Source organism: Variovorax sp. 01T439_2 (assembly GCF_056398445.1).
On record NZ_JBFTPJ010001110.1, the window covers coordinates 1 to 1722 of the forward strand.

2 protein-coding genes and 1 pseudogene are annotated in these 1722 nt (G+C 69.9%); 1 reads left to right on the forward strand and 2 read right to left on the reverse strand.

Features of this window, described 5'->3' with window-relative positions:
- A pseudogene (locus tag AC1DOC_RS32490) lies at positions 1-270 on the reverse strand (sterol desaturase family protein); the annotation flags it as partial.
- 31 nt (positions 271-301) lie between these two features.
- Positions 302-988: a DUF6622 family protein gene (locus AC1DOC_RS32495; RefSeq protein ID WP_478080642.1), complete on the reverse strand. Its 687-nt coding sequence runs from the start codon at positions 986-988 to the stop codon at positions 302-304.
- 62 nt (positions 989-1050) lie between these two features.
- Here AC1DOC_RS32495 and AC1DOC_RS32500 point away from each other — a divergent pair.
- A partial coding sequence (locus AC1DOC_RS32500) for an efflux RND transporter periplasmic adaptor subunit (RefSeq protein WP_478131423.1) occupies positions 1051-1722 on the forward strand: 672 nt, incomplete at its 3' end.

The window sequence follows — 1722 nt, forward strand, 5'->3', positions numbered from 1 at the left end:
GAAGCAGGCGACCCAGCCGCTCCAGTGGTCCATGGGCAGCGTGAAGAGCCGGTGGTTCCAGAACCAGTCCATGGCGCCGGTCCAGAAGGCCAGCGGCAGCAGCCAGCGCAGCGGGTATTCGCGCACCAGGAAGTCGACCACCGAGACGCCGGCCGCCTTCCAGTCGTAGCTGCGCCAGCCGTGGCGCCACGACAGCACCAGCGCTTCGGCAATGGAGGCGGCAAGCACCACCGTGACGGCAATCTTGAGGATCAGAAAGAGCACGGCCATGGTGGTTCCTGGAATGTGGGCGTCGGCGATCTTAGGCTGCGCGGGCACCGGCCGCCACGGCGTCGGTGCCGATCGCGAGCTTCCACAGCCGCACGGCGCGTGCCGCGAAGATGCCGCTGAAGGCGCCGTACAGCATCGGAACGCCGACCTCGAAGGCGGCCTGCTGGCGCAGCTCGGGGTGCATGGCCAGGGACGCGCCCACCACGTACTTGGTGAAGAAGATGCCCATCATGAGCAGCAGCGGCACCGCGCTGCCGGCCACGTGGAACTCGCGCGCCGCGCGGTCGTAGCGCGTGCTGGCGGGCAGCGGGCTCTGGAGCACCAGCAGCACCAGCGCGGCGGCCGCCACGGCCCAGCCGAGCAGGGGGCCGGGCGAATCGCCGAAGGCCGAGATCACGCCGGCCAGCGAAAGCCCGGTCATGGCGATCGGTATCACCGTGACCTTGGCCAGGCCGACGCTGCCGGACAGCAGCTGCCTGCAGCCCAGCCACACGAGGAGGACGAAAACGGCGAAGACCCACTTGGGGGTGTGAAGAATGATCTGCAGCAGCATGGTGTTTCTCCGGGTTGAAAGACGATTCGATGGAGCGGACTGTGCCGGCGCCCCCGCGCCGCCGCCACGCTCCTGCGACGAAATGCAGATCGGCGGCGCCAGCCGCAGCGAACCGGCGCGAAATGCAGCCCTTGCCCGCAGCTTTACCGGCGCTTTACGGTTCATAAGACAGGCGCGCTACGATGCGGCGCTCCACTAGCGGCTGTACTTGCGCACTGCCACACCCCATGGAATCTCCGAACTCCGAGCCTTCTTCCGGCGATTCGCCTGCTGTCCAACCGGCAACCCCACCTTCTTCGTCCCCGCCCCCGCGGCCGCCTTCGCGCCGCAGGCTCTGGCTCGGCAGCCTGATCGCGCTGGTGCTGCTGCTGGTGCTCGGGGGCGGCGCCTGGTATCTCATCAACCGCAAGGGCAGCACCGCCGGCGGGCCGGGCTTTGGCGGCGCGACCGTCACGGTGGGCCATGCGGCGGCGCGCGAGATCGAATTGCCGGTGACCATCGATGCGCTCGGCACGGTCACGCCACTGGCCACCATCACGCTCAAGGCGCAGGTCGGCGGCGTGCTGACGGAGGTGCTGTTCACCGAAGGGCAGACCGTGGCAAGGAACCAGCTGCTCGCGCGCATCGATCCCAGGCCCTACGAGCAGGCGCTGATGCAGGCCCGCGGCACGCGCCAGCGCGACGAGGCGCAGCTCGAGGCCGCGCGCGTCACGCTCGCGCGCTACCGCACGCTGCTGGGGCAGGACTCCATCGCCCGGCAGGACGTCGACACCCAGGCCGCGCTGGTCCGCCAGCTCGAAGGCACGGTCACCACCGACCTGGCCGCCGAGGCCGCCGCCAAGCTGAACCTCGACTACACCCGCATCACAGCGCCGGTGGCCGGCCGCATCGGCCTGCGC

Bases quoted from the DNA above. Each gene is read 5' to 3' on its own strand.
- AC1DOC_RS32495 (WP_478080642.1), bottom strand. From the start codon at position 988: ATGAACCGTAAAGCGCCGGTAAAGCTGCGGGCAAGGGCTGCATTTCGC.